At 72.9% G+C, this 26559-nt stretch carries 27 protein-coding genes and 3 pseudogenes; 12 read left to right on the forward strand and 18 right to left on the reverse strand.

Annotated features, from left to right (window positions below; genetic code table 11):
- Positions 1-45: 45 nt before the first annotated feature.
- Positions 46-429, forward strand: coding sequence for a hypothetical protein (locus ACIPXC_RS11710; RefSeq protein ID WP_401615927.1), 384 nt, complete (start codon positions 46-48; stop codon positions 427-429).
- A 60-nt stretch (positions 430-489) separates the two neighbouring features.
- Here the strand turns inward: ACIPXC_RS11710 and ACIPXC_RS11715 are convergent, their stop codons facing one another.
- The 4 genes and pseudogenes from ACIPXC_RS11715 to ACIPXC_RS11730 all read right to left on the reverse strand — a co-directional run bounded on the left by ACIPXC_RS11715 (position 490) and on the right by ACIPXC_RS11730 (position 2781).
- Positions 490-651 (reverse strand): hypothetical protein, encoded by a 162-nt coding sequence (locus ACIPXC_RS11715; RefSeq protein WP_401615929.1) that lies wholly within the window; start codon positions 649-651, stop codon positions 490-492.
- A 91-nt stretch (positions 652-742) separates the two neighbouring features.
- A pseudogene (gene tnpB, locus ACIPXC_RS11720) lies at positions 743-1975 on the reverse strand (IS607 family element RNA-guided endonuclease TnpB); the annotation flags it as partial.
- Positions 1976-1990: 15 nt separating this feature from the next.
- Positions 1991-2200, reverse strand: a complete 210-nt coding sequence (locus ACIPXC_RS11725) for a helix-turn-helix domain-containing protein (protein ID WP_401615931.1) — start codon at positions 2198-2200, stop codon at positions 1991-1993.
- Positions 2197-2781 (reverse strand): IS607 family transposase, encoded by a 585-nt coding sequence (locus ACIPXC_RS11730; protein ID WP_401616167.1) that lies wholly within the window; start codon positions 2779-2781, stop codon positions 2197-2199. Before ACIPXC_RS11730 ends, ACIPXC_RS11725 begins: the two co-directional genes overlap by 4 nt.
- Positions 2782-2925: 144 nt before the next feature.
- Here ACIPXC_RS11730 and ACIPXC_RS11735 point away from each other — a divergent pair, with 144 nt between their 5' ends.
- From ACIPXC_RS11735 to ACIPXC_RS11755, 5 genes and pseudogenes are all read left to right on the forward strand, one after another.
- Positions 2926-3225, forward strand: coding sequence for an antibiotic biosynthesis monooxygenase (locus tag ACIPXC_RS11735; RefSeq protein WP_401615933.1), 300 nt, complete (start codon positions 2926-2928; stop codon positions 3223-3225).
- Between the two features lie 226 nt (positions 3226-3451).
- Positions 3452-4006: a hypothetical protein gene (locus ACIPXC_RS11740; protein WP_401615935.1), complete on the forward strand. Its 555-nt coding sequence runs from the start codon at positions 3452-3454 to the stop codon at positions 4004-4006.
- 62 nt (positions 4007-4068) lie between these two features.
- Positions 4069-5382 carry a hypothetical protein gene (locus tag ACIPXC_RS11745; protein ID WP_401615937.1) on the forward strand — a complete coding sequence of 438 codons (1314 nt, stop codon included), beginning with the start codon at positions 4069-4071 and terminating at the stop codon, positions 5380-5382.
- A gap of 418 nt (positions 5383-5800) precedes the next feature.
- The gene (locus ACIPXC_RS11750; RefSeq protein WP_401615938.1) at positions 5801-6196 is read left to right on the forward strand and encodes a nuclear transport factor 2 family protein; all 396 of its coding nucleotides are present in this window, start codon (positions 5801-5803) and stop codon (positions 6194-6196) included.
- Between the two features lie 124 nt (positions 6197-6320).
- Positions 6321-6780, forward strand: a pseudogene (locus ACIPXC_RS11755) (VOC family protein).
- Positions 6781-7008: 228 nt separating this feature from the next.
- On the opposite strand, the gene ACIPXC_RS11760 reads toward ACIPXC_RS11755, so the two are convergent.
- Positions 7009-7350: a HopJ type III effector protein gene (locus tag ACIPXC_RS11760; protein ID WP_401615940.1), complete on the reverse strand. Its 342-nt coding sequence runs from the start codon at positions 7348-7350 to the stop codon at positions 7009-7011.
- Between the two features lie 212 nt (positions 7351-7562).
- On the opposite strand from ACIPXC_RS11760, the gene ligA reads away from it, so the two are divergent.
- Positions 7563-9641, forward strand: a complete 2079-nt coding sequence (gene ligA, locus ACIPXC_RS11765) for an NAD-dependent DNA ligase LigA (RefSeq protein WP_401615941.1) — start codon at positions 7563-7565, stop codon at positions 9639-9641.
- Between the two features lie 83 nt (positions 9642-9724).
- Here ligA and ACIPXC_RS11770 read toward each other — a convergent pair whose 3' ends face one another.
- Together ACIPXC_RS11770 and ACIPXC_RS11775 are read right to left on the reverse strand one after the other, a co-directional pair.
- Positions 9725-10471 (reverse strand): lytic polysaccharide monooxygenase, encoded by a 747-nt coding sequence (locus ACIPXC_RS11770; protein WP_401615943.1) that lies wholly within the window; start codon positions 10469-10471, stop codon positions 9725-9727.
- 129 nt (positions 10472-10600) lie between these two features.
- Positions 10601-11938, reverse strand: a complete 1338-nt coding sequence (locus ACIPXC_RS11775) for a fibronectin type III domain-containing protein (protein ID WP_401615945.1) — start codon at positions 11936-11938, stop codon at positions 10601-10603.
- A 418-nt stretch (positions 11939-12356) separates the two neighbouring features.
- Here ACIPXC_RS11775 and ACIPXC_RS11780 point away from each other — a divergent pair, with 418 nt between their 5' ends.
- Both ACIPXC_RS11780 and ACIPXC_RS11785 read left to right on the forward strand, forming a co-directional pair.
- A complete protein-coding gene (locus ACIPXC_RS11780) occupies positions 12357-13370 on the forward strand; it encodes an SPFH domain-containing protein (protein ID WP_401615947.1) in 1014 nt (337 codons plus the stop codon).
- The gene (locus tag ACIPXC_RS11785) at positions 13367-14266 is read left to right on the forward strand and encodes a hypothetical protein (RefSeq protein ID WP_401615949.1); all 900 of its coding nucleotides are present in this window, start codon (positions 13367-13369) and stop codon (positions 14264-14266) included. The genes ACIPXC_RS11780 and ACIPXC_RS11785 overlap by 4 nt, the downstream gene beginning before the upstream one ends.
- A gap of 20 nt (positions 14267-14286) precedes the next feature.
- On the opposite strand, the gene ACIPXC_RS11790 is transcribed toward ACIPXC_RS11785, so the two are convergent.
- The 5 genes from ACIPXC_RS11790 to ACIPXC_RS11810 all read right to left on the reverse strand — a co-directional run bounded on the left by ACIPXC_RS11790 (position 14287) and on the right by ACIPXC_RS11810 (position 20300).
- Positions 14287-15912: a sigma-70 family RNA polymerase sigma factor gene (locus ACIPXC_RS11790; RefSeq protein ID WP_401615951.1), complete on the reverse strand. Its 1626-nt coding sequence runs from the start codon at positions 15910-15912 to the stop codon at positions 14287-14289.
- A 443-nt stretch (positions 15913-16355) separates the two neighbouring features.
- The gene (locus ACIPXC_RS11795; protein WP_401615953.1) at positions 16356-18008 is read right to left on the reverse strand and encodes a PKD domain-containing protein; all 1653 of its coding nucleotides are present in this window, start codon (positions 18006-18008) and stop codon (positions 16356-16358) included.
- A 398-nt stretch (positions 18009-18406) separates the two neighbouring features.
- Positions 18407-18676, reverse strand: a complete 270-nt coding sequence (locus ACIPXC_RS11800; RefSeq protein ID WP_401615955.1) for a hypothetical protein — start codon at positions 18674-18676, stop codon at positions 18407-18409.
- Positions 18677-19234: 558 nt separating this feature from the next.
- The gene (locus ACIPXC_RS11805) at positions 19235-20131 is read right to left on the reverse strand and encodes a hypothetical protein (RefSeq protein WP_401615956.1); all 897 of its coding nucleotides are present in this window, start codon (positions 20129-20131) and stop codon (positions 19235-19237) included.
- Positions 20124-20300, reverse strand: a complete 177-nt coding sequence (locus ACIPXC_RS11810; protein WP_401615958.1) for a hypothetical protein — start codon at positions 20298-20300, stop codon at positions 20124-20126. The genes ACIPXC_RS11805 and ACIPXC_RS11810 overlap by 8 nt, the downstream gene beginning before the upstream one ends.
- Before the next feature lie 1144 nt (positions 20301-21444).
- Here ACIPXC_RS11810 and ACIPXC_RS11815 point away from each other — a divergent pair.
- Positions 21445-22203, forward strand: a complete 759-nt coding sequence (locus tag ACIPXC_RS11815) for a hypothetical protein (protein ID WP_401615960.1) — start codon at positions 21445-21447, stop codon at positions 22201-22203.
- Between the two features lie 109 nt (positions 22204-22312).
- Complete coding sequence (locus ACIPXC_RS11820) at positions 22313-22462, forward strand: hypothetical protein (RefSeq protein ID WP_401615962.1); 150 nt, start codon at positions 22313-22315, stop codon at positions 22460-22462.
- Between the two features lie 323 nt (positions 22463-22785).
- Here the strand turns inward: ACIPXC_RS11820 and ACIPXC_RS11825 are convergent, their stop codons facing one another.
- The 4 genes from ACIPXC_RS11825 to ACIPXC_RS11840 form a co-directional block, all read right to left on the reverse strand.
- Positions 22786-23889, reverse strand: a complete 1104-nt coding sequence (locus tag ACIPXC_RS11825; RefSeq protein WP_401615963.1) for a GNAT family N-acetyltransferase — start codon at positions 23887-23889, stop codon at positions 22786-22788.
- Positions 23889-24263, reverse strand: coding sequence for a hypothetical protein (locus ACIPXC_RS11830; RefSeq protein WP_401615965.1), 375 nt, complete (start codon positions 24261-24263; stop codon positions 23889-23891). Before ACIPXC_RS11830 ends, ACIPXC_RS11825 begins: the two co-directional genes overlap by 1 nt.
- Positions 24264-24478: 215 nt before the next feature.
- Positions 24479-24661 carry a helix-turn-helix domain-containing protein gene (locus tag ACIPXC_RS11835; RefSeq protein ID WP_401615967.1) on the reverse strand — a complete coding sequence of 61 codons (183 nt, stop codon included), beginning with the start codon at positions 24659-24661 and terminating at the stop codon, positions 24479-24481.
- A complete protein-coding gene (locus tag ACIPXC_RS11840; protein ID WP_401616169.1) occupies positions 24658-25242 on the reverse strand; it encodes an IS607 family transposase in 585 nt (194 codons plus the stop codon). The genes ACIPXC_RS11835 and ACIPXC_RS11840 overlap by 4 nt, the downstream gene beginning before the upstream one ends.
- A 48-nt stretch (positions 25243-25290) precedes the next feature.
- Here ACIPXC_RS11840 and ACIPXC_RS11845 point away from each other — a divergent pair.
- Positions 25291-25377: pseudogene (locus tag ACIPXC_RS11845) on the forward strand (glyoxalase); the annotation flags it as partial.
- 68 nt (positions 25378-25445) lie between these two features.
- Here the strand turns inward: ACIPXC_RS11845 and ACIPXC_RS11850 are convergent.
- Positions 25446-25829 (reverse strand): hypothetical protein, encoded by a 384-nt coding sequence (locus ACIPXC_RS11850; RefSeq protein WP_401615969.1) that lies wholly within the window; start codon positions 25827-25829, stop codon positions 25446-25448.
- Positions 25830-26087: 258 nt separating this feature from the next.
- Positions 26088-26552: a peptidase M23 gene (locus ACIPXC_RS11855; protein ID WP_401615971.1), complete on the reverse strand. Its 465-nt coding sequence runs from the start codon at positions 26550-26552 to the stop codon at positions 26088-26090.
- Positions 26553-26559: the final 7 nt, after the last annotated feature.

Raw genomic sequence — 26559 nt, forward strand, 5'->3', positions numbered from 1 at the left:
CCATCACACCCGGCTCCGGAAGGAGCCGCTTTCCGAGGAGGAACCATGTCCGCACGCCACAAGATCGCCCTGGGTCTCGCCGCCGCCGCACTCGCGGGCGGCACGGCCACCGTGACCGGCCCCGCCGCGGCCACGCCCGCCACCGGGCGGAACGCGGCCGCCGAATGCGGCGTCCGCGCCGACGGCAGGCTGTGGTGCGGCAACCGGGTCGGTGCCAAGGGCTACGAACACCGCCGCTACAACTCCGCGGTGCGCGGGCCGCTGAACACCAGCCCCAGCTGGTTCCAGTGCTGGGGCCGCGGCGACCAGCACGCCGGCGGCAACAACGTCTGGTACTGGACCCAGCTGGACAACGGCCAGTGGGGCAACGTCGCCGCCGTCGACGTCCACACCTCCGTCGACCCCGCACCGGGCCTGCGCGAGTGCTGAGCAGGTCCTGAACGACGGCACGGCCCCCGCCGGCAGGCACCGGCGGGGGCCGTCCGCCCGTCAGCCGTGCTGGTGCTGCTCGGGCAGCCGGCTCTCCGGATGCGCCCACAACAGCACGTTGCCGAGCCCCTCACCGCGGAAGAAGTCGAGCACGTCCCGGTCCGAATGACGCAGGCTGAAGTGGGTGAGGACGAAGAGGGTCTCCGGGTGGGCCTCGACCACCGGCCTCAGCCGGCTCCACACGGTGTGCCGTTGCGGAGACCGTAGTCAGGTCTCAGCATTCCGGGCATTCCGGCCCGGAAGGTCCGTCACATCACCAAAGCGTGAGGGCTTCGGCTTGAGTACGGTCTCTCGTTTCCGGCTGCCGCTGGTGCGGCAGGGTTGCGCCACCTGCCCGCCCCGCTTCCGCCGTGCGGCGGAGGCGGGTGGCGCGGGTCTTACGGTCGGCTCCACGAGGCTTCGACGCCGCCGGGGCGGTGTCCTGGTCTCCGGCCACTCCGGTACCAGTGGTGCGGGCCGCCGCGAGGGCGGCGAGGTTGAGTGCGGCGTTGTCGTCCCGGCCGGTGACCAGGCCGCAGGCGTCGCATTCGTACGTCCGGATGTGCAGCGGCAGTTTGGCTTTCACCGCGCCGCACCCGGAACAGGTCTTGGAGGAGGGGTACCAGCGGTCGGCTGCCACGAGGCGGGTGGCGTGGCGCTGGCGGGTCTTGTACGCGAGCTGGCGGCGGATCTCGCCGAATCCGGCGTCGGCGATGCGTCGGGCCAGGCGCCGGTTCTTCATCATGCCGGCGACATTGAGGTCTTCGACCACGATCGTGCCGTACTCGGCGGCCACGGCCGTGGTGAGCTTGTGGAGGGCGTCGGCGCGGAGGTTCGCCACCCGGTGATGTACGCGGTTGCGGGCGGCGTTGGCTTTCTCCCACCGCTTCGACGGCTTGCGTCCGGTGCGGCGGTCGGGGCCCTGGCGGCGGGAGACGGTCCGGGATGCGCGGCGCAGCTGCTCGCGGGCGGCGTCGTAGTGGCCGGGATTCGCGACGGTGCGGATCTCGCCCGTGCTGTCGGCCATGACCGCGAGAGTCTTGATCCCGAGGTCGATGCCGACCGCCGCATCAGGGCGGGCCACGCGCACGATGTCGCGCTTCACCTCGACTTGGAAGGAGACGAACCAGCGTCCTCGCTCATGCCGCACGGTCGCGGACAGGACCCGGGCCGTCCCGGCCTGGACACGGCCGAGGAGCTTCACCGTCGGCTCATGGGTGCGGAGCGTGCCCAGCCTCGGCAGCGTCACATGCCGGCCGTCGGTGTCCACGCGGATGGTGCCGGTGGTGAACCGGCAGGACAGACGTGCTTTCCGCTTCGGCTTGAACCGCGGCGCGCCCACCCGTTTGCCGCGTCGCTTGCCCTGCTTGGACTTCGCGTAGTTGTCGAACGCGGCCGACGCGTTCGCGAGACCGGTGTTGTACGCCTCCTTGGAGTTCTCCTCCCACCACCCGGCGAACCGGGAGTCGGTGTGCTTGGCCTCGTTGAACGCCTTCCGCAGCGACGGAAGCGACCATGGCCGTCACCCGGTCAGCTCGGCCTCGGCGATCCCGTAGGTCTCCTCCGCCTTGCGCTGCCGCCAGGAGGCGGTCACCCAGCCGAGGGCCCAGTTGTAGGCGGCGCGCGCGGCGCCGCAGTGCGAGCGCAGCGCTGTCTCCTGGGAGGCGCCCGGGTCCAGGGCGAACCGGAACGCCTGCACCCGGAAGCCGGGCTGCGGGCGGAACTTCTTCACCCGGCGTCCTCGCCGGTCGCCACGGCCACCGCGCGGGCGGCCCGGTTCTTCGCCGCCCGCCGCCCGTACCGGGGGGCGCACATCGAGGTGAGCACCTCGGTGATGTCCCCTACGAGGTCGTGGGCGGTCTCGGTGGGGTCGAGGACGACCAGGCGCCGTCCGGACGCCGACAGGACCGCTTCGAGGTGCTCGACGCCGAACCGGGCCAGCCGGTCGCGGTGCTCGACCACGATCACCGCGGCCTGCGGGTCGGACAGCACCCGGTGCAGCTTGCGGCGCCGGCCGTTCAGCCCCGAGCCGACCTCGGTGACGACCTCGGCCACGGCCAGGCCCAGCCCGTTCGCTCCGGCCACGACCCGGGCCGTCTGCCGGTCAAGATCCGCTTTCTGGTCGGCGGACGGGACGCGGCAGTACGCGACCACCCGCCCCGCCTCCATGACGGCGGCCGGAGCAGGCTCATCGACCAGCCACGTCCCGGACGGCGCCTGGCGGACCGGGACGGGCATCTTCCCGTCCTTCACCCACCGCCACGCGGTCTGGTGGCTCACGCCCTGCTGCCGGGCCCACTCCGAAAGCTTCAGACCAACGTGCGCGCGACAGCCGACCAGAGGTGACTATGAATGACTAGGAAACATGTAGCAGCTTTCACCCCCCCCTGCGCACCGGCTGCGGAACCTCCGCCGCGGCCATGGCGCCGCGCCCGGATGCCTGACACCCTGGGGACCGTGATCATCAGGGTGAGCGAGGCACGCGTACGTCCTGACCGGTTCCAGGCGTTCCACGACATGATCGTCTCCGCGGTGCGCGAGTTCCCCGGCCGCTACCCGGGGCTCGTGGACCACGAGGTCCTGCTCGCGCCGCCCGACGCGCTGGTGTACGTCAGCCGCTGGCGCAGCGAGCAGGACCTGGCCGGCTACGCCGGAGAGCACTGGCGCAGCCGCCCCGTGGTTCTGCCGGGCGAGGACGACTACCTCCTCGCGCCGCTTCGCGTCCGGCACTTCACACTCGCGTCCCTCACCCCGTGAGCCCACCTCGGCCGGACCGGTGGCCCGGGCCGGCCGCGGCGCGCCCCGGCCCTGCGCCGCCCGGCCCGGGAACCCAAGCCGGCCCGCCGCTTCGGCGGCGCCGGCAACGCCGGGCCCACCACCCCCGCAGGAAGGCTGGCCCCGGCCCCCGCCCGGGGCTCCGGACCGGTGCTGTAGGGTCCGCCTGCTTGAGTATGCCCAGGTCAGGGCTACAGGGGAGGGAGATATGGGCGGTTGGGGATCAATCGACAGCGAGTGGAAGCTGACGGACGCGGAGGGCCGGGCGCTCTCGGGCCGGTGGTGGCGATGGGCCCTGTCCGCACCGGGACGCCGCAGCCCGGTCAGCGACACGACCGGCGAACACGCCGGCTGGAAGCAGCCGGACGACCTCTGGTTCCTCGCCGGCACCTACGGCGGGCGCGTCGTGCGCCGCTGCGCCCTCCCCGCGGGACGCCCCCTCTTCTTCCCCGTGCTCAACACGCAGCACAACCGCTTCTACGCGAAGACCCCGCAGAGTATGTACGTGCTCAAGGCCACGGCCGCCCTCAACGGCGTCGACCTGCCCCTGCGGGAATACTCCGCGCAGTTCCGCACCCCGTGGCTCACCCGCCGCCTCACCTGGGGCCTCTGGGCCGGCATCGCACCCCTGCAACCGGGCGAGTACGTGCTGGAGATCAAGGCGAAGGCCCATGACGGTTTCTGGGTCGACACCACCTACCACCTCAAGGTCACCCCGCCTGACCCGGCGGCCGAGGCGAAGACCGGCACGGACCTGGACTGACCGCAGGGAACACGGCGGAGAGCCGGGAGCGCAGGCAGCGCCGGGGGAGTGACGTTGTGGATATGAGGGATGTGAGGGATGCGAGCGGGCGTGCGGACGACGGGGCGGAGCCTCCCCTGGTCGCCGCCGTCCGGGCGGGGGACGTCCTCCTGGTGAAGTGCCTGCTGGAGGCGGACAGGAACGACGACGAGGTGTCCCGGGCGTTCGGCGTCGCCGTCCGGGCCTTCCGCGGGGACATCACCGAACTGCTGCTCATGCGCGGCGCCGATGCCGGGCAGCGCGCCCCGCACGAACTGCCGTCCCTGCGCGAGGCCGTGGACTTCGGCTCGCCCGCGCTGGTGGAGGCCCTCCTGGACCGCAGCATCCGCGACCGGTACCCCGTATCCGAACTGCGGGAGATGCGGGACCTCGCGCGAAGCCAGTGCGAGGCGGGGGCCGAAGCCGAACTGCGGCGCCGCACCGGCTCACAGGCGGAGACCGTCCGGACCCGGGTCCAGGACGACACCTACCACACGGCCGGCGAACTCACCCTCGGCACGACGACCGTACGCGACGGCCACGGCGCGATCCTCACGGACCTGAAGGAACTCCTCGGCATCCGCGCCACGTTCGAGGAGCTGACGGCACGCGCGCCGGCCCGCGATCCGGACCACGCCGCCCGCCCGGAAGCGTCCGGCCGCCGGCACCGGGCGGGGCAACTGTGCGCGTTGTTGGACGGCCGGGGGTGCCGTCCGGGCGTGGGGGCGGGGCAGGGTGTCCGGCGGGAACGGTCGGAGGGAGGTACGCCGGTGGAATGGGACTGGTGGACGGCGGAGTTCGGGGACGCGCACGCGGGAGCGGTGGGTGTCCTCGTCGACGGTGGTGAGCCGGGACCGGTGTACTTCGATGTCGGCAGCGGCCCCACCATGCCGTCGACCACGCACTGGTCGGCCTACGACGGCCGCCACCACCGCGGCCCGCGCGCCGAGGCGCTCCGGGCGGTGTGCGCGTGCGGATGGCGGGGCGCCGCCGAGTACCTGCTGGACTGGTCCGCGATCGGCGACCGGCCTCTGTACGAGGCGGACGTCGACCTCACCGGACCGCTCGCGGACTGGAACGCCCACCTGTCCCTCGTCCGCGACAGGGCGGCCCCGCTGCCCGAGCCGCTGGCCGCCCTCCTGGTCGCGGTGGCCGAGCAGCTGGCCGCCACGGCCGCGGACGCACCGATGGCGGCGCTGCGCGCCGTCGGTGTGCTGGAGCGGATCGCCGCCGGCGTCGGGCGGGAGGCGGCCGGTGCGCTGCGCGACGACGGGGTGTCCGCCGAGGCGGTGGCCACCGGGCTCGGAACCACCCGGTCCAAGGCCCTGGTACTCCTCCTGACCGCCCAGGACAGGTGACAGGCACGGGCGGGGGCCCGGCCGCGCACCTGCGGCAGACAGCAGGAGGGCCCCGGGTCGCCCCGGGGCCCTCCTGTACTTCGCTGACCTCCCCGTCCAACGACCCCGCCGCCCAGGAGTCACGCCCCTTTCCGGACACCGCCCTCCGCTCGGTCGTGGGAGCGAAAGCTCCGGCCGGGCCCACAGGGCTGACGGCGTCCGGGGTCCGGCCGTCCGGTGCGGTGCGGGCCACCGCGGCGGCGCCGGCATGACGGGGCGGCGATGCGGCGCTCGCACAGCATCTGCCGGCAGTCGGTGGTCGCCCGTCTCCTCGGGATGTCTGCCCCGAGGGTCCCCGCACGGCGGCCGGAAGCCGGCCCGAATGCGGCGGGGACCGTACCGGGCGCCCGGCGGGCGAGTGTCTGGCAGGGTGTGGCGTATGGAGTCGTGGAGAGTGGTGGAAGCGCTGTGGGGCCGGATCCAGGCGCGGGACTGGGACGGTGTCGCCGGGCTGGTCGCGGAGGACGCCGTCGTGGAGTGGCCGGTCAGCGGCGAACGCATCGTGGGCGGCAGGAACTACGTCGCGGTGAACTCCGAGTACCCGGAGGGCTGGACGATCCGTGTGCTGCGGATCGTCGCCGACGGCGACGAGGTCGTCTCCGAGGTCGAGGTCCCGCACGAAGGCGTCGGGGTGTTCCGCGCAGCGTCGTTCTGGACCGTCCGCGACGGGCGGATCGTCCGCGGGCGGGAGTACTGGACGAGCCCCGGCGCCGACCCGCGCCCCGAGTGGCGGGCCGCTCTCGTCGAACCCATGGAGACGGAACCCGCGCCGTGACCGGGCAACAGCCGCACGGGTCGCGTGGTTCGGGGGCCTGAGGACGCCGGGGAGGCCGAGGACGCGGCTCCGGTGCGCTCCGGCCGCACGAGGAAGGAAACACGAGGAAGAAGGAGAGACCGGCATGGCGCTCCGGCGGACGGACAACGTCGGCATCATGGTCGAGGACATCGACGCCGCCGTCGCGCTCTTCGTGGAACTCGGCATGGAACTGGAGGGCAGGGCAGGGCAGGGCAGAGGCCGAGGGCCTCTTCGCCGACCGGTGCACCGGACTCGACGGCGTCCGCTGCGACATCGCGATGCTCCGGCCCCCCGGGCGGCCAGAGCCGGCCCGAACCGGCGAAGTACCGCAGCCCCGCAGCTCCGCAGCGATCGGCGCCGGGCCGTACAACCGGCCGCACAACACCGTGGGCACCCACCGCGTCATGTCCGCCGCCGACGACATCGAGGACACCGTCGCCCGCCTGCACCCCCACGGCGGTGAACTCGCCGGTGAGATCGCCCGGTTCGAGGACAGCCATCTGCTCTGCCACCTCCGCGGCCCGGACGGCGTCATCGTCGGACCGGCCGAGCAACTGGCCTGAGACCCGGGGCGGCCTTCCCGCAGGAGGACCACCATCGCAGCCACCGGCCACGGCGCGCAGGGGCCGGTTCGTCATCACCCCCGTCTTCGCGGCGCCGGTGCGCAGCCCCCGATCACGGAGGCGGAGCGGCAGGCCACCCGCGACTTCCTCGCCCACCACAGGGCCACCGAGCTCCCGTACGCAGGACCGGGGCGACCGCCGTACCGTCCGACCCGCTGCCGCCGGGGTTCAGCTCGCGCGGGCCAGCGGCCGGCCGGCGAAGGACACCCCTGCCAGGCCGTGGGCCAGGAGGTTGCGGATGTTGGCGTGATCGGTGCCGTCCGGCGTCGCCAGCACGCTGCGGTAGTGCTCACCGAACGCCTGCAGGGCCTCCTGGTCGCTCAGCCCCTCCAGCAGGGCCAGCCCCAGCGTCTTGCAGGAACCCTCGTTCTCACCAGCGGCGTTCTCCAGCTCCCCGTTGCGGAACGCCTGCGGCCGGTACGCGTAGTGCGCGGCGACGAAGGCCAGGGTGTCGGCGAACTCGTGCTCACCCGACGCAAGACTCACCCGCAGCGAGTTCAGATCGGTCATGTCGGCTTCCCTCGGGCTGGACGGACGATCCGGCTGCCGTCCGTGACCGGGCGACCATACCCCCCGCGGGGCCACCCGGCACGAACCGGGCCACATGCCGGAACGAGCACCGTCCGTGCAGGCAGGCAGGCCGGCAGGCCACGATGCGCGAGGCACCACCCGGCAGGCACCACCCGCCGGGCGACGGGGCGTTGTCAGTGGGAGACAGGATCATGACCTTCATGACGGAAAACAGTGCCCTGCTCTCCCCTGCCGCCTACACGGAGGCCGTGACCACCGCCGTGGCGGCCTCGGCCGCGTACTACGGCGACGGGACCACCCCGCTCGGCGACGACGAGTACGACGGGCTGCTGCGCGCCATCGCGGCCTACGAGGAGGCCCACCCGGACGAGGTGCTCGCCCAGTCGCCGACCGGGAAGGTGGCGGGCGGGGCCGTGCAGGGCGATGTGCCGCACTCGGTGCCGATGCTCTCCCTCGACAACGTCTTCGACGCCGACGAGCTCGCCGAGTGGGCCGCCGGGCTGGAACGGCGCCTCGGGCACCCCGTGGCCGGCTGGTGCGTGGAGCCGAAGCTCGACGGCCTCGCGGTGGCCGCCCGCTACCGGGACGGCCGGCTCGTCCAGCTCCTCACCCGCGGCGACGGCCTGGCCGGCGAGGACATCACCCACGCCGCCGACGCCGTCGTCGGTCTGCCGCCGGTCCTCGCCGAGCCGATCGACGCCGAGCTGCGCGGCGAGGTGCTGCTGACGACAGCACAGTTCGAGGAGGCCAACCGGATCCGGCTCGCCCACGAGGCCACGCCCTTCGCGCACCCGCGCAGCGGAGCGTCCGGCACCCTGCGGGCCAAGGACCGCCCCTACCGCATCGAGTTGACCTTCTTCGCCTACGGCGCGATCGGTCTGGAGGACCTCGGCCACGCCGCCCTCCTGGACGAACTGGCCGCGCTCGGCGCGAACACGGCCGCCGGCACGGCCGCCGCCCCGATGCGGTGCGAGACCGTGCAGCAGGTGCAGGAACGCATCGACGTGATCGCCGGCCTGCGCGCCGGCCTGCCGTTCGGCATCGACGGCGTCGTCGTCAAGGCCGACACGGCCGAGGACCAGCGGCAGGCCGGCAACGGCTCGCGCGCCCCGAGATGGGCGGTCGCCCGGAAACTGGCGGCCGAGCACAAGGTGACGCGCCTGCTCGCGGTGGAGTGGAACGTCGGACGGACCGGCATCATCGCCCCGCGCGCCGTCCTGGAACCCGTGGTCATCGACGGGGTGACGGTCACCTACGCCACACTGCACAATCCGTCCGACATCACCCGCCGCGGGCTCATGGTCGGCGACCAGGTCTTCGTCTACCGGGCCGGCGACGTGATCCCCCGGGTCGAGGCACCCCTGGCCGACCGGCGCACCGGCGCCGAGAGCCCGGTCGTCTTCCCCGAGGCGTGCCCCCGCTGCGGCGACGCCATCGACACCTCCGAGCAGCGCTGGCGGTGCGTGCGCGGCCGGAGCTGTCAGGCCGTGGCCTCGGTGGTCTACGCGGCCGGCCGCGACCAGCTCGACATCGAAGGCCTCGGCGGCACCCGCGCGATCCAGCTGGTGGAGGCCGGTCTGGTCAAGGACATCGCCGACCTGTTCACACTGACCCGCGAGCAGCTCCTCGGCCTGGAGCGGATGGGCCAGACCAGCGCCGCCAACCTCCTGGCCGCGATCGAGACCGCCCGCGGGGCCGCACTGAACCGGGTGTTCTGCGCCCTCGGCGTCCGTGGCACCGGACGCACGATGTCCCGCCGGATCGCCGCGCACTTCGGCTCGATGGCAGCGATCCGGGCCGCCGACGCCGACACGCTCGCCGGGGTCGACGGCATCGGCACCGAGAAGGCCCGCGTCATCGCGGCCGAGCTCGTCGAGCTCGGCCCGCTCCTGGACAAGCTGCAGGACCAGCAGGTCGGCACGCAGGTCACCGAACCGCAGAAGCCCGCCGCCGGGACCGACAGCGACGCCGGGGACGCCGGGGGCGACGGCGCGGACCCGGCGGCCGGCCCGCTGGCCGGACAGGCCGTCGTGGTGACCGGCTCCATGACCGGCCCCCTCGCGGTGCTGTCCCGCAACGAGATGAACGAGCTGATCGAACGGGCCGGCGGCAAGGCATCCTCGTCGGTGTCCCGGCGCACCACCCTGCTGGTGGCGGGCGAGAAGGCAGGCTCCAAGCGCGCCAAGGCCGAGGAACTGGGCGTCCGCGTCCTCGGCCCCGAGGAGTTCGCCGTCCTCGTCGCCGACCTCCTCCCCACCTCCCAGGGGTGAGCCCCCGAGCCGGGGAAGGGGGGCCCGGCCCGGGGGAGAGGAGGGGGAGACGCGAGGGAGGGGAACTGCCGGGGTGCGTCCGCCTACTTGAAGGTGACGTCCGAGCAGGAGTAGAAGGCCTCCTCGCTCTGGAAGGAGCCGTCGGGCCGCTTCAGCCCGTGCCAGATCGTGTAGATCAGGTGCTTGCCCTTCTTCTCGGGGAGCACCGCCTTGAACGTGAACGCCTTCGCACCGAGGAAGCCCGAAGGGGCCGCCGTGGCCGCGGTGTTGTCGGCACTGAGGAACGGGGTGTCCTCCAGGTCGGACCACTTCAGCGGCTTCTTCGGGTCGTAGCCGTCCTTGGTGACGTACATCTCCATGCGGTACGGGTTGTGCAGCGCGCTGATGTCGTAGCGCAGGTCGTACTCGGCGCCGCCGGGCAGTGTCGTCGAGGGGAAGTCGTCCCGCGCCAGGTCCAGGCCGGAGAACTGCGCGTTGCCGGCGCTGCACAGCTTGCCGTCGGGTATGCGGGCGCGGTGCTGCGGGGAGGAGGTCGGGGTGCTGTGGTCGATGGCACGGCCCTGCACGATCGACTTCCAGTCGCCGGGGATACCGGGGCTCTGGGAGAGGGCCAGCCGGCAGGCCTCACTCGCCTTCGGGTTCTTGGTGCAGGCCACGCTGCGGCTCACCGGGTCGGCGGTGGAGCCGTGTGCGGAGGCCGGCGCCGAGCCGAGCGTGGTCACGGCGAGGGGGAGGGCCACGAGCGCGGTCAGGCGCAGCAGGGCGGCGCGGCGGGCCGGGGGCCGTACCGCGTCGGGGGAAGCCGCGGCGGCGGGGCGGGTCGTACTCATGAGGGGGACGCTCCTGGTCATGGGGTCGGTCCTGCACACGGGACGGCAGACAGGCAGACAGGCGGGCGGGCGGACAGGCAGCAGACAGGCGGGCGGGCGGGCGGACAGGCGGGCGGGTCGGCCGCCGGGTCAGCCGCCCGTCCTCACGGTCACCTCGCGGGAGAACGCCCCCCACGTGCCGTCGCCGAGCCGCGCCCGGATCTTCACGGTGTACGTCGAGCCGGGGTGGGCGCCGACGAGCACCTCGCGCGAACCCTTCGTCGTCGGCACCGGCAGGACGGGGTCGCCGGTGCCCCACATGAAGGTCTGGGCGGGCTTGCCGTTCAGGTGGACCTGGTAGGTGGTGATCTGGCCGACGCCCTGCGGCACGGACCAGGTGAGGTTCAGGTAGTGCTGGGTGACACCGCCGTCCTGCTTGGTGGCGGTGGTGGCGGCGAAGTCGCCGGGAGAGGCGGTGCCGCCGTTCCCGTCGGGGGCCGCGGCCGTCGTCACCTGCGCCTCGCGGGTCGGCTCGGACTCCTTGCCGGAGGCGTCGACGGCGGTCACCCTGAAACGGTAGGCGGTGCGCGGGGTCAGGCCGGAGACGGTGGCCGAGGTGGCCTTGGCGTCCGCGTCCTGGACCTTCACCCCGTCGCGGTAGATCCGGTAGCCGGTGACCGCGACGTCGTCGGTTGCCGCACGCCAGCGCAGCGCGGCCTGGTACGGGCCGGAGGCCGTTGCCTCCAGGTCCGCGGGAACGACCGGCTTCGCCTTGTCCTGGCCGGGCGCCGCGAGCGTGGTGAGCACGATGTCCTTGCTGAAGCCGGTGGTGCGGCCGTCGGCGCGGACGGCGCGGACCTTGAACGCGTAGCGGGTGGCGGGCGCCAGCCGCTCGATGTCCGTCATCGTGTCTTTGACGGTCTTGACCTGCTTGCCGTCCTGGAAGACCTCGTAGCGCACGACCTCGGAACCGCCCGCGGGCGGTTTCCACATCAGGTGGACGGCGGTGTCGTCCTTGACGAAGGAACCGCTGTCGGCGGGCACGGCCGTGTTCGTGCCGCTGTCACCCCCGTTGCCCGACGGTCCGTTCACGCGGCATCCGGTGATCCGGGGCAGGCCCTTGCCGGCGGGGTTGATGCCGACCTTGAGCGTCCGGCTGCCCTTGGCGGCCACGTCGGCGCGGTCGGCGACCGGCTTGACGGTGACGTGCGCGCCGTCCTGGCGCAGCTCGTACGCCCAGGGGTTGTCGAGGGTGACCTGCCCCTGCGACACGTCGAACTCGGCGGTCCAGTCCCGTACGGGCCGGTCCCCCTTGTTGGTCAGGGAGACCTCGCCGGACGCCCACCACACGGTGGCCCGGTCCGCGACGCGGCAGGCGGCGGCGAGGCCGTCCTGCTCCTCTCCCGCATTGGCGGTCACGGGGACGACGACGGAGCCGACCCCGACGACCACGGCCGCACAGGCCAGGGCAATTCGCTTTCGGGACATCAGAAACCTCTTGGTAAAGCCGATCCGCCGGTGCAGCGGCGGCATCGGAAGTGCCTCGGTCAACACCCGTGACCCTAAGCGCGGTTCACACCTCGCACGGCCCTCCGGGGGCTGCCGCAGCCGCTGTTATCCGTCCCTTAAGGTGCGGATAGGGCGCCCTTGATCCCCTGCCCGCGCCCTTCGACCCTACGGAAACCGAAGATCACGCTCCGTTCCCGCCCCGAGCCGTGCGCGGGGGTCCGGTCCGGTTCGCAAACGATCAGCCGGAGCCCTCGTCGCCGGGCCGCCCTCCGGGCCGCCCTCCGGGCGTTGCTGCCGGGGGTGCGGCCGTCCGCAACCCCCGGCAGCTTTTCTCGTCATCTTGACGATATGAGGGCCTCCGGTTATCGTCGTTCTGACGAAATGAAGGGGGTTCGCCATGGCCGACGTCACCCGGCGCCTGGGCTGGCGCCATCTGCGCTCCGCGCCCACCGCCCACATCCGCCACCACAAGCGCGGCCGGCTCGTCCACGACGGCCGGGGCCTCAGCTTCTGGTACCGGTCCCTGTCGGCGGCACTGTCCGAAGTGCCCGTCGACGACCGGGAACTGGCCATGGCGTTCCACGCCCGCACGGCCGACTTCCAGGACGTCACCGTGCAGGCCACCGTCACCCACCGGATCAGCGACCCGGCCCAGGCCGCCGAACGGCTCGACTTCTCCGTCGACCCGGACACCGGAAGCTGGCGCGGATCCCCCCTGGAGCAGATCGCCACTCTCCTCACCGAGACCGCACAGCAGCACACCCTGGACGTACTGGCCCGCATCCCGCTGGCCGACGCCCTGGTCGACGGCGTCGCCTCCGTACGGCAGCGCGTCGCCGACGGCCTCGCCGCCGAACCCAGACTCCCGGCCACCGGCATCGAGGTGGTGGCCGTACGGGTCGTCGCGATCCGCCCCGAGGCCGAGGTGGAACGCGCCCTGCGCACCCCCGCCCGCGAGCAGATCCAGCAGGAGGCGGACCGGGCCACCTACGAACGCAGGGCCGTCGCCGTCGAACGCGAACGCGCCATCGCCGAGAACGAGCTGGCCAGCCAGATCGAACTGGCCCGGCGCGAGGAGCAACTGGTCGACCAGCGCGGCATCAACACCCGCCGCGAAGCCGAGGAGCAGGCGGCCGCGGACAGCGTACGGACCGAGGCCGAAGCGGCCCGCAAGGTCCGCCTCGCCCGCGCGGACGCCGAAGCGGCACGCGAGACCGGCGCGGCACGCGCCGAGGCCCAGGCCGCCTGGCTGCGCGTGCACGGCGAAACCCACCCGGACACCCTGCACGCCCTGGCCGCGACCCGCCTGGCGGAGAACCTGCCGCGGATCGAGAGCCTCACCCTTTCCCCCGACGTCCTCACCTCCCTCCTCACCCGGCTCGGCCGCCCGGACGGGGGAGCGGACGCGTGAGCCTGGCCCCGCGCGCGGTGATCGTGCACCGCAGGACCGAGTACGAGGAACTCCTCGCCCGGCACGGCACGCACGGACAGGCCGCCTTCTTCCTCTCCAGCCGCGGCCGCTCGATCGAGGAGGTGGCCCGCCGCCACGACCGCACCCGCCAGGCACTGCGCGACGTGGCGGCGGCGGTGCCGCTGACCTGGCGGAACTCCCGGGTGGAACGCGCCGACCTCGACCGCTTCCTCTTCGCCCCGCAGGACGTGGTCGTCGTGGTCGGCCAGGACGGCCTGGTCGCCAACACCGCCAAATACCTCCACGGACAGCCGGTGGTGGGCATCGACACCGACCCCGGACGCAACCCCGGGGTCCTGGTCCGCCACCGCTGCACCGACACGGCCGCCCTGCTGCGAGCCGCCACCACCGCCGGCGGCCGGACGGACGAACTCACCATGGTCGAGGCCGTCGCCGACGACGCCCAGCGCCTCCTCGCCCTGAACGAGATCTACCTGGGCCCGCCCGGCCACCAGACGGCCCGCTACCGCCTGGGCCCCGACGGCGAGAGGGGCCAGGGCGAGGCCCAGGCCTCCTCCGGGGTCCTGGTGGGCACCGGCACGGGCGCCACCGGCTGGCTGCGCTCCCTCTGGCTGGAACGCGGCAGCACCGCGGAACTGCCCGCACCCTGCGAGGAACGGCTCCTGTGGTTCGTCCGCGAAGCCTGGCCCTCACCCACGACCGGAACGACCAGGGTCACCGGTGAGCTCGGGCGCGGACAAGGACTGCGGCTGACCGTGGAATCGGACCGGATCGTGGTCTTCGGCGACGGAATGGAGTCCGACGCCCTGCAACTGACCTGGGGCCAGAGCATCCGGCTGGGCATCGCGCAGACCTCCCTGCACCTGGTGACCTGACCCCCGCCCCGACCGCACGCTCACCGCAGGGCGAAGAGCAGGTTGACCGAGTTGTAGTAGTTCGGCAGGTGCACCATCTCCGACCCCGGACGCGGCGGATCGGCCTTCGGCCAGTTCCGCGGGCCCAGCAGATGGTCGGCGTAGTCGCTGGCGGGGACCTTCGGCACGAACCAGACGCGGTACGTGCCGGGGTACATGTCCTGCTCGAACCGCCAGAGCTGCGTCCCCCGCTCCCCGTCGGCCCGGCAGCCGCGCAGGGTGACCCCGACGGTGTTCCCGCCGCCGGCGGTCCCGTCCAGGCAGCTGCCGGTTGCCGCGTTGCGCAACTGGTAGGTGCCGCGACGCTCGGGCAGCCGCTCCCACCTCTGCCCCGCCTTCCCGGTGCACGGCTCCAGCTGCACCCGGCCGCCGCCGCCGCCGACGCACAGCCCCGAGGCCACATTGACCAGGGCGCTGCCGGCACCGGCGCGATCCGTCGAGGGCGACGCAGAAGGCGGCACCGGGGAGGCCGAGGCGGTGACGGAAGCCGAGGGCGAAGGGAGCCGCACGGCGGGGGCGGAGGCGAAGGCCGCCGACCCGATGGCCGCGATCGGTGTGGCCTGCGCAAGCGGGCCGCGCGGTACCGCGAACGTACTGACGGGAGCCGCGACCTGCCCGGACCCCCTGCCCTCGGAGTCGGCCGGCAGCAGGACGGCCACGGTGGCCGCCGTCCCCGCCACCGCTGCCGCGGCGGCCCACTTCACCGCGCCGGCCTTGGCCCCGGCGAGCTGCGTCCCGCTCAGCGTGCCCGCGGCGGCCAGCTGCGCACCGCCCCCTCCCAGGGCCGGCAGGAACGAGGCGGGGTTCCACAGCAGGATGCCACCCAGCAGCAGCACCCCCAGACGGCCGTTGACGGCGCGCAGGTCCCGCTCGGCTTGCGCACAGCCGGCGCACCCCTGAAGGTGGCGGCCGAGGTCCCGGGTCAGGCGCGTGCCCGGCCGGCGCAGCCTGGCGGCGATCTGCCCCCCGTAGTGCTTGCACTCATCGCTCGCACTCCGGTCCAGGTGAGCGCGCAGGTACGCCTCCCGCAGACCCTCCCGGGCCCGCGCGGCCAGGGAACCGACACCCCCCGCCGATATCCCCAGGCGTGCCGCGGTCTCGGCCGCCGGCTCGTGCTCGACGACGGAGTGCCACAGCACCGCCTGCCAGCGCTCCGGCAGCGACCGGTAGGCGTGCAGGACCAGCGATTCCTCCTCCGCCGAGAAGACGGCGTCCTCGGCGTCCGCACCGTCGGAGAGCCGGCCGACCCATTCCTCGAAATCGTCCGACAGCCGCGTACGGGAGGCCTCGCGCGCCCACACGGCCGCCAGGCGGCGCACACAGGTCAGCAGGTACGGCCGCCAGGCGTACTCGGGCCCGGCACCCCAGGCGATGGCCCGGTAGGTACGGGCGAAAGCCTCGGCGGCGAGGTCCTGGGCGGTGGAGAGGTCCCGGCAGCACGTACGGGCGTACGCGAGCACCGACGGATGGTGACGGGCGAACACCTCGTCCATCACATCGCTGACCGCCGTGCCGGAGTCCGAGGTGTGCCCCCGCAACAGGGCACACAGCTCGCCGTCGCTGAGCGCTCGCAGATCCTGCTGACGGGCGGTACCAGGTCTACTCAACACGTGCTCCTGTGTGGCTTGCTGACGACCCGGGCGCCGGTCCCGGGCACATCCGTCATGGGGGGTGCGGCGCTGCGCCCGACCGGAATTTCGCGCAAGTGTGCACGCTCGCAGGGCGGCAGGCAAACGGCAGGAAGGAATGTTGAGCCCGTCGCTCCGGATCCGCTAACGTGACGGCAACTGCTGGTCAGAGGGGCTAGGATCCGCCCGCCACGGCCTTGGGTACGGGCGCCGGGCGCACCCGCGCACTCACGCCGGCGAACCGGCCGGGCGCCCGCACGGAACCGTGTGTACACCCCGGCTCGCCCCTGCCCTTTGCACCCTGACCCGCACCGCACCCGCACCCGCGCCCGCACCCGCGCCGGGCAGCGCCGCACCGCGGCGCCCCGCCACCCCTTCCGGGACCTCGCAGGAGGGGTGGCGGGGCGGCCGTCGCAGCTCGCTCAGTGCCGGTCGTAGACGCCGAAGATGTCGATGACGAGGTCGGTGTTGTTGCCGCTGCGGTTGAAGAAGTCGACGATGCCGTGGGCGCCGAGGCTTGCCTGGACCAGGTTCGGCACGGTCTTGCCGGCCGTCCAGTTCAGGGCCGAGGAGTTCGGTGCGACCGGCGGGGTGTGCGTCTTGTTCTCGTACTGCCACAGGGCGTTGGGGTCGGGGGCGACCGTGAGGTGCCCGGCGCCGCCGGTGTTGGTGACCGTGGTGTTCAGCACCATGGCGGTGGCGGTGGTGTTCTCCTCGCCGTAGGTCGAGTAGATGTAGCGGTAGGGCTTCAGGGGCCCGGAGGGCCACTGTGCGGGGTCGCGGGTGTCGAGGTCCCTCTTGGGGCGGACCGGGATGTAGGCGCTCGCGCTGTCGGGGCTGTAGTAGCCGACGACGTCGACGATGACGTCGGCCGGGTCCCAGCCGCCGTTGCGTATGTTGATCTTCCCGTCCGGTCCGACGGGGACGATGACCGCGTTGGCGATGGTCTGGCCGCCGCTGAAGTTCAGGTTGGAGGTGTTCGGCGTGGCCTGGCCGCTGGGGAAGACGGTCAGGTGGCCGGCGGCCCGCGGGTTGGTGACGGTCACGTTGAGCGCCACGGCCTTCGCGCCGGCCGGGACGCCGCGGGTGCCGGTGATCTGGACGCCGAACCGGCTCTGTCCGGGGACCGGCCCCCGGACGGTGCCGAGGCCCTCGCGGGTGTCGACGAAACGCGTCGGGGCCATCGGAGTGTAGCCGTTGGCGGACGTCCGGGTGAAGTAGCCGGTCACGTCGGCGATCAGGTCGACGTCCTGCTCGCCGCTGTTGTACAGGTTCACGTGGCCGTTCTCGCCGACCGGCACGATGACCAGGTTCGGTACCGAGTCACCGGCCGCGTAGTTCACGTTCGACGTGGTCGGACGCTCGGTGCCGTCGGCGTACGCGCGGACGTGACCGGCGGCCCTGGTGTTGGTGACGGTGACGTTGAGGACCACGGCGGCGACGCCGGCCGGGATGCCGTGGTTCCCGGCGACCTTCACGCGGGCCTCGCCCCACGCCGGCACCCGGGCGGCCTGCGCGGCGCCCGTGCCGTCCCGGGTGTCGAGCAGACGGGTGGGGCTGTGCGGGGTGAACTCCGAGCCCGGGGTGACGAACGGCATCTCGTTGGTCGCCGAGGGGCCGTTCGCGCCGTCGGGACCGTACACGGTGACCTTGACCGTGTAGCTGCCCACCTCGGCGTAGGTGTGGTGGGAGGTCATGCTCCCGCTGCCGCCGGTGACTTCGCTGCCGGACGTGCCGTCGCCCCAGTCGATCACGACCGTGAGCGGCGTGCCCAGGCTGCTGGTGATCTCCGACTTCAGGTCGATCGTCCGGGCGCTGGTGGCCGTGCCGCCGAGGCCGACCGTGAGGTCGGCGCCCGCCGCGGCACCCGTCCCCTGCGGAGCGGCCGCGGCCTTGCTCCCGGCGGCCTGCGCGAGCATCAGCACCGACCGGTCGGCCGGGCTGCTGAAGGTGAACGCGTTCGCGGCGCTCCTGAGCAGGTCCCTGGACGAGGTGACGCCGTGGGCTCCGTCGGCGGACGGTCCCGCGGCCTGGGCCGCGCCTCCCGGCACGAACCCGACGCCTGCCGCGATCACGGCAGCGGAAACAACAAGTCGGCGACTGCGCACCGGCCCCCCAAAGTATTGGTCGAACATTCGAGTTGATCTCGAAGAAGCGTTCACACTACAGAGTCGTGCCGCCCCGCACGGCGGGGTTTCACGCGGCGGTGTTTCGCACGGCGGCACGACCGCAAGACCCCGCCCCAGCCGGTCGCGGACCGCATCGAGGCGGCCCCGCGCGTCCCGTCCGCCGCCCCGCCCGCGGACACCGCCCCGTATCCCCTGGCCCAGACCGCGGACGGCTGACCCGCGGACCACTGCGCCGGGGGAGCACCACGTCCACGCGGCGGCCCTCCCCCTCCCCGACGGCAGAGGGCCGCACGAAGCCCACCCCTGCTGGGCAGGCGGGGCACGTGGGCCTGTGCTCCCCAAGGTCAGGGCCGGCTCTGCAGGGAACGGGCCCGGGCCCCGGCCCCGGCGGTGATGACCTCGGCGAGCTGATTGGCGAAGGCCGCGTTGCACCCTCCGAGCCGGACGAAGCCGTGGCCGGCCACCGGGCCGTCGTTGCACAGCGAAGGAAGGGTCAGGCCGGCGAGCGCGAGCGCGGTCTTGAGGTTGGTGACAGCTTCTTCACCGGCCTGGAAGGCGGCATCCTGGAGCCGCTTGTAGTGGATCCGTTCGGTACGGGTCAGTTCGTAAGCCATGCTGTGTGGCTCCTTTCGTAGTGGATGCGGCGGTGGAGGGAAGGCGCTTGCCCGGCTCCCGGATCCGTTCGGTCCGGCCGCCCGCAGGCGCCCCGGCTGCGGGACCGGCACCGGCCCCGGGCTGTGACGCGGAGCCCGAGGGGCCGCGGCGCAGACGTGCCCGATGTGCGCAAGGCCCGTGACTATCGCTTTCGATCTTCGTTTCAAAGGTGCAGGCAGGCACCCTTTTACGCGTGGGAAGGAGCGGATTTGTCCAGGAAGTCAGCGGCTGCCCCGGGCTTCCTCCTCCGCGACAGCCCGCCAGGAGGCGCAGCCCACCCCCGATGGCCGGCCGTGGTGAACGCCCCTGCGCTGCGTCGGGCACCCCGTCCCACCGGCACCACCGGCACCACCGGCACCACCGGCAGTACGGCCTTGAGCGTCCGGCCCGTGCACGGCGGGACCGCGCAGCCCCGTGCCCGGCGGACGGCCGCAGTGCGCCGGGGCCCCTTCCGTCTCGCCGGTTCGGGGCCGGCGGCGCCGGCCTGCGCCCGCGGGACCGCCTCACCGGCACGGCCGTCAGGCGCCGTACCCCAGCCCCCGACTGCCGGACGAGGGCCGGCCGCTCCGGCCGGCCCCGGAGTACCCGGGACGGCCGCCGGCCGGACCGGTCCAGTCCGCGGAGGCATGCCCGGACCTGAGCGTATGGTTCTGCGGGTTCCGGTGTCTCGGAGCGGCCTGGCGGGGAGGCCGTGTGAGGGTGATCTGCCGTACCAGCTGCTGGAAGCAGGCCAGCGTCGCGACGGCAGGGAGCGCGGAGGACATTCCGGCGGCGAGAGTCCTGGGTGCCTGGGCCACGCACAGGAGAGTGGCCAGAGTGGAGAACAGCAGAACCATCGACCAGGAGTGAAGCGCGCGGCGCTGGTGCAGCGCAGATCTGAGGATGGACAGGGAAGCGGCCATCCAGGGGCCGTAGACCAGCAGGGGCCACCAGCCCACCACGCCGCGGGCCGTGTGCAGTCCGGCGCTGTGGCGCAGCGTGTCGCAGATGGCCAGCCCGCTGAGGATGCTCACCAGGGTGGCGATGACGGCGACCAGCACAGCGGTGCACGTGCTGCCCGTGCGCAGCAGCGTCGCCGCCAGCGACCGCGGCACACCCCGGCGGTGCCCGCCGGAGGTCTGTCTGGGCCGGCCCTCGGCGGTGGCGTGCTTCACCCCCGTGCCGTGGCCCATGCTGCTCGCCGGTCCCACCGCGTCGCCGTAGGGGGAGGGGCCGAACGGTCCGGGCGCGGAGCTCTCCTGCAGTAGGCCGGCGAGCTCCTCCGCCGGATCCCACCCCCCATCGACTTCATGGGACCACCCGGGCTGCTCCGCCGCAGGGCGCTGCTGTGCCGGGTCCGACCGGCGCCAGAGCACGGCGGTGTCCTGCTGGGGCTGAGGGCCGTGCGGGTCGGGGTGCTCGTGCGGCTCATACACGGGAGAGGCCGTCCGAGCGATCGACGGCGGCAGCCGCGGCAGGCCCGAGGCCCTCCGGCCCCAGCCCCCGTTCGAACTCGGCCTGGATCCTCCTCATCGTATGGAGGAAGTCCTCGAAGGCCGCGGAGGAGAATCTCAGCTCGACTTCCTGGTTTTCGTGTTCCAGCATTGCGTTCTCGGATCCGCTGGATTCTGCTGGGCGCGGAGTGAAAGTCCACTTTCCGATCCGAGTGGTCCCGGTGTGAAAGCCGCCTCCTCGCCCTCCTTCTTCCGAAGTCCCGGGGGAGAAGGAGAAGGGCTTTGCTGTTGTCATATTCCGTAAACGCTGCCGATCTTGGTGAGGGTATGCGCCATCCGGGTGATGGTGTGAATGCGTGGGCGTCGGCCGGCCGCCCCTGTCTGTTCCGGCACAAGTCCCGCTGCAGGTGAATCCTTTTCTCGGCGTACGGCACCCGTCCCGGCCGCCGCCGCGACAGCTCCGCCGCCCCGCCCCCTCACGTATATCGGGAAAACGGCCGAAACGATAAGGGGGTGGAATGTGCGCATGACTGCAACCGGAGGACAAGGCGCAACCGCGCATATGCCCCTGCGTTATGCCCACCGACTGCCGAGGGCGCCGACGTGTGCGCCCCGTACGCCTCCAGCCTTCGAAAGGTCGGCCGTGGGAGACCTCTTCCTGTGGATCGTGCTCATTTCCACCGTTCTGGGCACAGGTTGCACTGCCTGGATGTCATCCGGGACCGCAGGTCTGTGGCGCGTGGACGCCCTTGAGCTGAGACGCCAGCAGCGCTTCGAGCAGGTTCTGTCCGGTCACGTGGACGCCATCGGGCGCTCCGGCCGCGGCGCCGCCGGAGGCGCCGGCGTACCGGCATCCCTGAACGCAGAACCGCTCGGAGCCCCCCGGCCGCACCTCCCGGACGCCGCAGCGTGACGCCTGCCCGGGTGCCGGACGGCGGAATGCGCTACCGAACGAACAGTCGCTGCCGAACCCATTAAAACCCCGGCAATCTGCGCATGAAAGCAGGTGGCAAAAACCCCGGCAATCCGTACATTGCCGGATCGTGCCGACGGGTGTCAGGCGCCGGTCTGATTTCTGAATTCCCGCGGAGTCGGCCGCGAATCCGGAAATGTTGAATTGTGGATCACGTTCCGCGCCGGATCCGCCGCAGATTGCCTCCGGAACCGCCACCGCAAGCGGTGTCGCTAAAGATTCTCACCGCCGCCCGCGGCCAGCAGGCCGGCGGTTCGGCCGCCCTGCGAAACGAGACGAGATGTCCGACAGCGCACGACAGGGCTCACCCTGCCCAAGGACCATGTCCACGCCGACCATGTCCACGCCACCGCCCCGCGGCCGGCTGCCGCACAGCGATCCCGGGCCGGACGGTCGCGCGGGCACGACCACGCGCCCCTGCCCCTGCGCCTGCCCCTGCACCTGCGACTGGGACATCCTCACCGGCCCGGCGACTCTGGCAGCCCCCTTCCTGCGCCGCCTCCAGGCCGACGGCCTCGGCGCGAGGGGAGGCCCCGCCGACGGCTCCGTCACGACGGACGTGCTGATGTTCATCGCCCGCTCCCTGCAGGACGACGGCCCCGCCCACCTCGACTTCGTCGACTGCGCCACAAGACTGCAGCGCTCCGTCGACGAGGTGCGCGGCGAGGCCGCCTGGCTGGCCGCACACGAGTTCCTGGCCCGGGATGCCGACGCCGACACCGCTGCCGACGACGGCGTGGCACGGTTGTGGGTGAACCCCTCGGTCACATTCCTGCCGTGGACGGACCCGAGAGTGGCTGCCGCACGGCACCGCTTCCCCTTCATCACCACGGCCGACCGGGGCATGGCCGCCGCAGAACCCGTCATCATCCACCCCTACGACGCGGGCAGTTGGCACCGGGTCTACCTCCGTTACCTGGAGACGACCCGGACTCCCTCCCTGGCACTCTCACCCCCGTGCTGCCCGCAGGGACTCCATGAAGCCCGGTGCCGCTCCGGCCATGGAAGCGCGCGCCCGAGCCCTGCGAGGAAACATCCGAGGCCCCTGAGACAGGGCCCGGCGCCCAGGGCCCGCGCCTGAGCGCCGGGCCCGTGCCGTTGCCTTCTCGCACCCGGAACCGGAGTCCGCCGGCCGGTGGGCGCAGGGGGAGCCGGCCGAGGAGGTCCGGGCCGCGGCGGCCTCCTCGCTGATGCCGTGCGCCGACACCTTCGAGGAGTTCGCGTACCGCTTCGTCGTGGCGAACGAGCTGTGGATGCAGGCGCACTCCGCCAGCGCCGCGAGCCCGCTCGCTCCCCGCCTCCGGGCGTACGCCGGCCACTACGCCCCCGACGCATCCTGACCCCCGGCGGTCCCCTTCCGGCGGTCCCCCTTCCGGCCGACCCGGTCGGCTGCCTCCGCCGGATCCCTCAAAGCCGGCGTCCGGCCCGGGCCACGAGCCGGTCGATGGCCGGGGCCCCGCGTCCACGGCCACCACTTCTGCGAAGGGGATCCGCCCGCCACGGGCTTCGGCCGGCAGCGCGCGACGTACGACACCGATCACCCGCTCGACGAGAGCCGCGCCCCGCCCCGGCCCGGCCGCAGGACGTCACCTGCCCCGGAACCCGGACACGGAACCCGGGCACGGAACGGCGGCCGGGCACCGCCCGGGCCCCGGCTCCGCTGTCACCGGCCGGGTGTCCGGTCGCGCAACCTGCCGGCCATGGCCAGGGTGCGCAGCGCTGCGGCCCTGAGCTGCGGCCGCTCACGGACGAACCCCCGGACGGCGCGTGGCGGCTCGTGGCTGAGCCAGTGCAGGGCCGCCCCGGCCCCGGCCCGGAGCACCGCACCCTCGTGCACGGTCAACTCCCGTGTCTTGAGGGAGTCCTTGTAGGCGGCGTCACCCCTGCCGAGATCGAGCATGCCGATCCCGGCGGCGGCGGCCGCCTCGATCATGCGGAGGTAGAGGACACGTCCGGGACTGAAGGTGGCGAAGTCCCGGTCGTAGGCGGGGAACCAGCACGACAGCACGGTGCGCGAGCGCAGACCGAAGTGCGCGGCGACGGGCCGACCGCCCGCGTAGAGGACCGACAGCAGGCCCGAGCAGGACGGTGCCTGCGTGGTCGCGAGCATCCGCACCAGGCCGCTGATCCAGTCCTGGGCGAACCGGTCGCGCCGGCCGGTCCGGCGGTACTGGGCGGACTTCCACGCCATCAGCGTCCGCAGAACCGCCGGACTGCGCTCGTCGAACACGAACCGCAGCGGCCCGGCCTGCCGGGCCAGGCGGCGTTCCTGCGCCCGCGTCGCCTTCAGGAACGTGCGGGAACCGGCCCGGAGCAGGGTCTCGTAGCCGGCGTATCCGCCGGTGATGTCGATGTCGATGACGGGCGAGGCGAACCGCCCCGTGGCGAACGGCAGGAACAGGTCCTGGCCGCTTTCGAGATGGTTGAACTCCCAGACGGACAGGGAACTGGCCCGCAGCAGCTCGTGCGGGTCGACCGACACCCCGGGGCGCAGCACGGCCCCCTGGCTGTCGGACACACCCAGGCCGATGGCACGGCCACGGCCCCACCGGCCCCGCTCGAAGGGGAAGAAGCCGACGGGCTCGCCGTCCTGGCGCACCACCGCGACCCTGGCACCCGGCCGGACACGGCCGACCGCCTGGCAGAACTCGGGGCTCATGAAGGGGTTGGCCTCCGGCGCCGTACTGGCCCGAAGATCGCCCCACAACTCCAGGTCCGTCGGGCTCAGCTCGGCAGGGCGGATCACGTCGATGCGTTGAACGGTCACTACGGCTCCTGATTCGTCGGAAACTCACCCGGCCCGAGCGTCTCCTCGAGCCGGGCCTCCCCTGCCGGCCTCCGGCTGTGACAGCGGCCGCAGAGCATGTGCGAGGGCACGCCTCGTCCCGGTTCAACGACTGTCGGAGTATCAGGCAGCGCCGGCGGGCGCTCCGCCTCGATCGCCGGTGCGCGACACGGGCGGCCGCGAGCGGCGGCAACGCGGCCCGGCGGCTTCCGGAATCCGGCGTCGGCGATGTGGCGGGCCAGGGGCCGGTTGCGGAGCATCCCGGCGACATTGAGGTCCTCGGCCGCGATCGTGCCGTACTCGGCGGCCACGGCCGTGGTGAGCTTGTGGAGGGCGTCGGCGCGGAGGTTCGCCACCCGGTGATGTACGCGGTTGCGGGCGGCGTTGGCTTTCTCCCACCGCTTCGACGGCTTGCGTCCGGTGCGGCGGTCGGGGCCCTGGCGGCGGGAGACGGTCCGGGAGTACGCCTCCTTGGAGTTCTCCTCCCACCACCCGGCGAACCGGGGGTCGGTGTGCTTGGCCTCGTTGAACGCCTTCCGCAGCGAGGGCAGCGACCATGGCCGCCACTCGGTCAGCGCATCGCCTCGGCCCTGCGCTGCCGCCAGGAGGCCGTCACCCGGCCGACGGCCCAGTTGTAGGCGGCGCGCGCGGCGCCGCAGTGCGAGCGCAGCGCTGTCTCCTGGGAGGCGCCCGGGTCCAGGGCGAACCGGAACGCCTGCACCCGGAAGCCGGGCTGCGGGCGGAACTTCTTCACCCGGCGTCCTTGCCGGTCGCCACGGCCACCGCGCGGGCGGCCCGGTTCTTCGCCGCCCGCCGCCCGTACCGGGGGGCGCACATCGCGGTGAGCACCTCGGTGATGTCCCCTACGAGGTCGTCGGCGGTTTCGGTGGGGTCGAGGACGACCAGGCGCCGTCCGGACGCCGACAGCACCGCTTCGAGGTGCTCGACGCCGAACCGGGCCAGCCGGTCGCGGTGCTCGACCACGATCACCGCGGCCTGCGGGTCGGACAGCACCCGGTGCAGCTTGCGGCGCCGGCCGTTCAGCCCCGAGCCGACCTCGGTGACGACCTCGGCCACGGCCAGGCCCAGCCCGTTCGCGCCGGCCACGACCCGGGCCGTCTGCCGGTCAAGATCGGCCTTCTGGTCGGCGGACGGGACGCGGCAGTACGCGACCACCCGCCCCGCCTCCATGACGGCGGCCGGAGCAGGCTCATCGACCAGCCACGTCCCGGACGGCGCCTGGCGGACCGGGACGGGCATCTTCCCGTCCTTCACCCACCGCCACGCGGTCTGGTGGCTCACGCCCTGCTGACGGGCCCACTCCGAAAGCTTCAGACCAACGTGCGCGCGACAGCCGACCAGAGGTGACTGTCAACATTCACCCCCCTGCAGGACGAGGAATGGGGAGTGCGCCGGTTCTTCGTCCGCGACCCCAACGGCAGGGTGGTCAACGTACTGGGCCACCTCTGACGGGCCTCCTCGGCGGTCACCTCGTGCCGGCCGGACCGGCCGGACCGGCCGGACCGGCCGGCACGAGGTCAGAAGACGGTGACCGTGAAGGGGTTGTCCACGTAGTTGCCCCTGAGGTCGTACGTGTAGACGGTGACCGAGTCCGGGCCGCAGACGGCGTTGGGCGTGGTGCTGAAGCTGCGACGGTTGGAATTGGGCAGCTCCACGTGGACCACGCTGAACGCGAGGTTCACCTGCTCGCTGACGTTCACGCAGTACCGGCCGGTGTTGACGTGCCGTACCCAGTCGATGTTCTTCGCCCGCAGCAACGCCCCGGAGCCGGAGACGTCCGCCGCGGCCTGGACGTAGGGGGAGGTGATCGGCCTCGGGTCCGCCGCCGCGGCGTTCGCGGGGGCGGCGAGTGCCCCTGTCATGAGGACGGCGGCCGGCAGGACGGTGAAGAAACGGATCATATGAGTGCGCTCCGGACTGTGGCGTACTGCAGCGAGGTTCGGGTGATCGCCCCATACTCGGCCGGTACGCACGGCGATGTGTTCGCCGCGCCGAGCCGTATCGGCCCAACGGGGCCGAAAGCTACCCGTGCGGCCCACGAGCGCGGGACCGGCCGGGAACGGCAGCCGGCGAAGTCCTCCTCCGACACCGGCGGCACCCCGACGCCGGGGACGCCGCCACCGACGGCCCCGGCACCCGGTGCGCACCCGGCACGCTGCCTACCAGCCGCAGTCCGGCACTCCCGCGATCTTCTCGCCGCCCTGGATGTAGATATTGTTCACCCAGCCGATCGTGCCGTTGGGCAGCTTGAGCAGCGTCCACCAGCGGTTGCGGTACCCGCTGTCGGCGATCTCCTCGCCGGGGTGCTGGCACATGCCCTCGGCCGTCGTCCGCGACACCGTGGCGACGATCTTCACGCACGAGCCGCGGGAGGGGTAGTGGACGCAGTCCGCGTCGGCCCCGTCGTAGCGGACGTTCACCTGGGTCGCCCAGATGTAGACCGACGTCGCCGCGGCGGACATGGCCGAGGCGGGCGAGGCGGCCGAGGCGGGCGAGGAGGTGGTCGTCGGGGGACCGGCCTGGGCGGCCGCGGGCGACGCGACGGCCGCGGGCGACCCCAGGGTCAGAGCCGCCACAGCGGCGGCCGCGGCGGTGGCCGCCTTGAGAAGACGTCGAGTGTTCACGGGTTCC

It is taken from the genome of Streptomyces sp. NPDC090021 (assembly GCF_044748225.1).
Lineage (GTDB): Bacteria > Actinomycetota > Actinomycetes > Streptomycetales > Streptomycetaceae > Streptomyces.

Excerpts from the sequence above, each read along its gene's own strand:
- ACIPXC_RS11820 (WP_401615962.1), top strand. The coding sequence starts at position 22,313 with ATGCCGTGCGCCGACACCTTCGAGGAGTTCGCGTACCGCTTCGTCGTG.
- ACIPXC_RS11800 (WP_401615955.1), bottom strand. The coding sequence starts at position 18,676 with ATGGCTTACGAACTGACCCGTACCGAACGGATCCACTACAAGCGGCTC.
- ACIPXC_RS11815 (WP_401615960.1), top strand. The coding sequence starts at position 21,445 with ATGTCCACGCCGACCATGTCCACGCCACCGCCCCGCGGCCGGCTGCCG.
- ACIPXC_RS11740 (WP_401615935.1), top strand. The coding sequence starts at position 3,452 with ATGGGCGGTTGGGGATCAATCGACAGCGAGTGGAAGCTGACGGACGCG.
- ACIPXC_RS11775 (WP_401615945.1), bottom strand. The coding sequence starts at position 11,938 with ATGTCCCGAAAGCGAATTGCCCTGGCCTGTGCGGCCGTGGTCGTCGGG.
- ACIPXC_RS11850 (WP_401615969.1), bottom strand. The coding sequence starts at position 25,829 with ATGATCCGTTTCTTCACCGTCCTGCCGGCCGCCGTCCTCATGACAGGG.
- ACIPXC_RS11750 (WP_401615938.1), top strand. The coding sequence starts at position 5,801 with ATGGAGTCGTGGAGAGTGGTGGAAGCGCTGTGGGGCCGGATCCAGGCG.
- ACIPXC_RS11710 (WP_401615927.1), top strand. The coding sequence starts at position 46 with ATGTCCGCACGCCACAAGATCGCCCTGGGTCTCGCCGCCGCCGCACTC.
- ACIPXC_RS11810 (WP_401615958.1), bottom strand. The coding sequence starts at position 20,300 with ATGCTGGAACACGAAAACCAGGAAGTCGAGCTGAGATTCTCCTCCGCG.
- ACIPXC_RS11780 (WP_401615947.1), top strand. The coding sequence starts at position 12,357 with ATGGCCGACGTCACCCGGCGCCTGGGCTGGCGCCATCTGCGCTCCGCG.
- ACIPXC_RS11770 (WP_401615943.1), bottom strand. The coding sequence starts at position 10,471 with ATGAGTACGACCCGCCCCGCCGCCGCGGCTTCCCCCGACGCGGTACGG.
- ligA (WP_401615941.1), top strand. The coding sequence starts at position 7,563 with ATGACCTTCATGACGGAAAACAGTGCCCTGCTCTCCCCTGCCGCCTAC.
- ACIPXC_RS11760 (WP_401615940.1), bottom strand. The coding sequence starts at position 7,350 with ATGACCGATCTGAACTCGCTGCGGGTGAGTCTTGCGTCGGGTGAGCAC.
- ACIPXC_RS11745 (WP_401615937.1), top strand. The coding sequence starts at position 4,069 with ATGAGGGATGTGAGGGATGCGAGCGGGCGTGCGGACGACGGGGCGGAG.